This window comes from Acidisphaera sp. S103 (assembly GCF_009765975.1).
In the GTDB taxonomy this organism is placed as follows: domain Bacteria; phylum Pseudomonadota; class Alphaproteobacteria; order Acetobacterales; family Acetobacteraceae; genus Rhodopila.
In genome coordinates, this window is record NZ_LMUJ01000062.1 from 1 (window position 1) to 4195 (window position 4195).

At 58.2% G+C, this 4195-nt stretch carries 3 protein-coding genes and 1 pseudogene; 1 reads left to right on the forward strand and 3 read right to left on the reverse strand.

Annotated elements, in window-relative coordinates; all coding sequences use genetic code 11:
• Window positions 1-60: 60 nt before the first annotated feature.
• Window positions 61-1293, forward strand: coding sequence for a type II toxin-antitoxin system HipA family toxin (locus GSQ89_RS20750; protein WP_158928762.1), 1233 nt, complete (start codon window positions 61-63; stop codon window positions 1291-1293).
• Between the two features lie 719 nt (window positions 1294-2012).
• Here the strand turns inward: GSQ89_RS20750 and GSQ89_RS38600 are convergent.
• From GSQ89_RS38600 to GSQ89_RS40195, 3 genes and pseudogenes are all read right to left on the reverse strand, one after another.
• Complete coding sequence (locus GSQ89_RS38600; protein ID WP_371734280.1) at window positions 2013-2552, reverse strand: DUF1214 domain-containing protein; 540 nt, start codon at window positions 2550-2552, stop codon at window positions 2013-2015.
• Window positions 2459-2830: a hypothetical protein gene (locus tag GSQ89_RS39330; protein ID WP_254073298.1), complete on the reverse strand. Its 372-nt coding sequence runs from the start codon at window positions 2828-2830 to the stop codon at window positions 2459-2461. The genes GSQ89_RS38600 and GSQ89_RS39330 overlap by 94 nt, the downstream gene beginning before the upstream one ends.
• Window positions 2781-3610 (reverse strand): annotated as a pseudogene (locus GSQ89_RS40195) (DUF1254 domain-containing protein). The gene GSQ89_RS39330 and the pseudogene GSQ89_RS40195 overlap by 50 nt, the downstream one beginning before the upstream one ends.
• Window positions 3611-4195 lie beyond the last annotated feature (585 nt).

Here is a 4195-nt window from a genome sequence, read left to right on the forward strand (position 1 = left end):
CAAGTCTGGAGCGGCCCACGACGGAGAGGACGTTGTCGATCCCGAAGGTGCGTCCTTCTGATGCCCGAATTTGTCGCTCAGGTCGCGCTTGGCGAAAGCCTCACTCCGGTTGGTCAGTTGCGCTTCACGCGGACCGGGCCACGACAGTTCTCGACCTTCGCTTATGACCTCGCCTGGATAAAGAATCCGCGCGCCTTTGCCGTGCAACCGGATGTCCCTTTGGAAGGCGGTCCTTTCCATAGGTCTGGCCAGCCTGGGAATATGTCCGACGCGCTGCTCGGCGTATTCGCCGATGCGGCCCCGGACAGTTGGGGACGCAGGCTCCTCGAACGCGCCTACGGCAATGGCCTCAACGAATTTGAGTATCTGACGCTGTCCGACGACACCTGCCGTCAAGGTGCATTGCGATTTCTGGATGCGAAGGGGGGGATTATCTGCGGCGAGGCAGCCGATGCTGTGCCGCGCCTTATCGATCTTGAAACCATCACGGCCATCGCGCGGGCTTATGAGCAGGGCAAGGAGATCTCCGCCGAAAAGTTGCGGGTGCTGGCTGGCGCGGGCGGTACCGGCGGAGCACGTCCGAAGGCCAATGTCAGGGACGGCGATACGTTCTGGCTGGCCAAATTCACCTCCGTCCACGATCAGCAGCCGATCGAGCGCGTCGAGGTTGCCACGCTTCGCCTGGCTGAGGCCTGTGGTATTCGTACCCCCACGACCAGGTTGGAACTGATCGACACTCCCTTTCCGGTGGCGCTGATCCAGCGGTTCGATCGCCGTGGAACCTCCCGGATTCCCTATATCTCGGCGCGCACCGCATTGGGTAAAACCGGGACGGAGCTTGGGTCCTATTCGGAGATTGTGGATTTCATGCGGGCCCACGCCGCCGACCCGCAAGCCGACTTTCGTGAGCTCTTCTTGCGCCTGATCTTCACGATCCTTGTGTCCAACAAGGACGATCACCTGAAGAACCACGGCTTCCTCTATGTAGGGGCTGGCCGCTGGCGATTGTCTCCGGTCTTCGACGTGAACCCGGCGCCGGATCGCGACCCGCATCTTGAAACGGCGATCCTGGAGGGCGGCGCGCATGACCGGTCGGTCAATCTCGCGCTGGAAGCCAGCGAATTTTTCGAGATTCCCGAGCCTGTCGCGCGGCAGATGATCCGAGAGGTCGCGCGACGCATATCAGATGGATGGCGTGAAGCCCTGCGTCGGGCGGGTGTATCGGGTGCGTTTGCGCGCGACTACGAGCCTGCCTTCATGAACGACCAGACGGAGATGGCGCTGAGCCTTTGAGCATATTTGATTACTATTGTGGATATATCGGTCAGATATGACCTATCAATGGAGAGGCGAAAGCTTGCTCGCACAACTTGGCGTATTGATACGTGAAAGATCCGCGCCGCCGCGTCGGGCTTACAAACCCAGCGAAGGAGTATGATCAGATTTGATCGGGCCCCTATGAGCGGGTGCGCATGCTCGTCCTGCGATGATGCCACCCAGCACCCTTCATCGCGGTGCTGCTGGCCGGGGTCGCTGTTATCCTGCTTCTGTGCCGCAACACGACGGGTTCAGGAGCCTTGCTCGCCGGTTCGGCTCAGGTGGCTGCGGGCGTTGTCGCCGGGTTTGCGATCGGTGTCTTCGCCGCGTTGCTCGGGGTTGCGGGCGGCGAACTGCTCATCCCGACGCTCGTCTTGCTATTCGGCTCGGACATCAAGCATTGCCGGGAGCCTGTCACTCGCGGTGAGCCTGCCGACAATGCTTGTGGGGTTCGCCCGCTATAGCCGCGATGGGAGCTTTATAGTTCTCAGTGAAACCCGAATTTTCGTTCTGGCGATGGCCGCCGGATCGAGCGTCGGCAGTTTCATCGGCGGCCGACTGCTCGGCTTGGTGCCGTCATCCACCCTGCTGCCATTGCTTGCAATTATCTTGGTTCTCCTGCATTCAAGATATGGCGGCACAAATAGGCAGTCCATCGCCGAATGGCCAATTTCCTCTCGGACTGTCGCGTTCAGTCATCCGCGCCAGCGTTGGGTCCGAGGCAGCGTCCGAATTGGTAGAAAGCGGGGAATGGGTGCCAATGCGATGGCGTGATCTGATAGTTGGCGGCTGGGTCGGGTCATGCCCGTCGCATCCGCTTTGGGTGGGAAGCCGCTCTCTCGGATCACAGGCGGCGGCGTCCACGAGCCGTCGGTGATCTCCGATTTCGGCCAATAAGCTCGGACATAGAGCGAAAAATCGCCCTTGGGCGCGGGCAGCCAGTTGGCGCGTTGGGCAGGATCGGTCGGAGGATCGGACTGGACATAGGCCGTAAGTGAGCCGTCAGCGGCCAGTTGAAGGTCCTTGTTTTTAGTACCCACCGAAAAGCGATTGATCGCATTCTTGATGAAGAAGTGATGCTCATTGTAAATTAGCAACAACAAGAATCCGTTCACTGGCGGTGTCGCGTCCTTGGCAAAAATTACGGTGTAGCGGTTGGCATCGATGAGCCGTGCACCATTGGAATCGAGGTCTTGGTAGAAATACTTTGTCTCGTTCGGTGAATTGACGAGGATATTGGACTTTGCGACGGCCGTGCGGGTGTAATAGTCGGTGCCGAAAGCAGCTTCGTTTGAGATCGTGCTCCAGTTGTACGGTAGCTGTTGGCCGTAATTGCGGAATTGGAAAAGGGCTTCACAAAACGCTCATCGGCTTCGGTTGCCCCTTCTGTCATCGCCTGCTTCAGTTTCGGATTATCTTTGGCCGCCGCCAACACCGCCAGGGCTTGTGCATAGCGGGCTTCCTCACCCGGCAGCGGTGGCGCATCGGCAAGGAACCACCCCGAGTTCGTCAACGAATTTTTCTGGCAGCACCCACTGCGTCTCCTCGTCCCCTGCGGGCGGTGCGGGGACCCTTGGCATATTTGCCCAATCCTTGCTCTTCATCTTCCCATCGAAATCAGCGATCGGATACACCATGACAGAGGGCAAGACGGACTGGATGACGCGTTTGTCCTCGGGGGTGTCTTCCTGTGCGACACGGGGCGCAATCATGCCGGTGTTGGAAGGCGAACGAAAAACCTTCGTGATTCCCTTCGGCACGTCACCTTTCCAGCTTGGGCCGACCAACAGATAGAAGCCTGATGTCGTGCCGTACATTTTGCCGAGTTGAACAGAGCTGTCGGTCCGCAGATCGACGACTTGATACACCCAGAAACGATCACCGAAGTCAGGCACTTGTACCACGGCCGGCGAGATATCGAGAGCGTGCCAATGCCGTAAACGACGTCCTGATTTGGGCAGGCGACGGCCCGCTCTTCCGGGTCCACGTAATCGGTCGGCATGGCTATTTGATTAAGGGGCGCTTGGAGCAAAGGCCCTGATTTTACTGCCTCCTTCACGTGTGGGAACGCTATCCGGCGATTATAGATATTCACCATGGGCCAAGCCCAAAAATAGGCATCTCGTCCGACGCTCTTGGCGTATTCCTCGGTGATCTTGACCCTCACATCAGGGCCAGCGGGTATCGCACGTGCCCAGTTCGGTGACAGAGGGATCGACTGTGCACGCGCCGGTGTTGTCAGGAGTGCCACTAAAGAAGTGCCACCTATCAAGAATTCCCGTCGGCTGCTCATGGCGCGGCTCCTTATTTGAGCAACAGACTTCGCCCACCGGATGCCCAGTGACAACTAGTGTATAGAATCTAACACTTGATGCCCTCTTTTGACTGCTGCGATGATCTTGTGTGGGTCCTTTGCGCATGATGATTAATTTAGCGGATGGTGGGTTCACGATCGCAGCGGCTGGGGCGTTGATGAGTCCGGGTCGCCGTCAGATGTTTTGGCTGTGTCGTGCGTTCGTCGCTGATGGGATCTTTAGCGCTGATCTCCAGAAAACATTGTCTTCGGAGCAATCGCAAACGCGGCGACAGCTTCCGCCGCATCCTCAATGGTCAGTTCGATGCGATCGTGCTTCGCCGTTCTTAGGACTCTTCGTGTGCGGTCTCAGGAATATCCCTAATGGTCAGTTGGCCGCCCGTCGGTAAGCCTCGCGCATAAAAACCGTCCAGGGAGCCTGTTACGAATTCGCTCTGCTACTGGCCCCCCTGATCTGAGCTCTAAGAACCTGACCGGAAACGGTATCGGAATCAAATCTGGTAAGGGTTAAGTCTTTGTAGACGTTGACCGGTCTCGCAGGTTGCGATTCGCTGGCTCTGCAAC

What these genes read in the sequence shown, in the direction of transcription:
- GSQ89_RS20750 (WP_158928762.1), top strand. Translation starts at nt 61, where the DNA reads ATGCCCGAATTTGTCGCTCAGGTCGCGCTTGGCGAAAGCCTCACTCCG.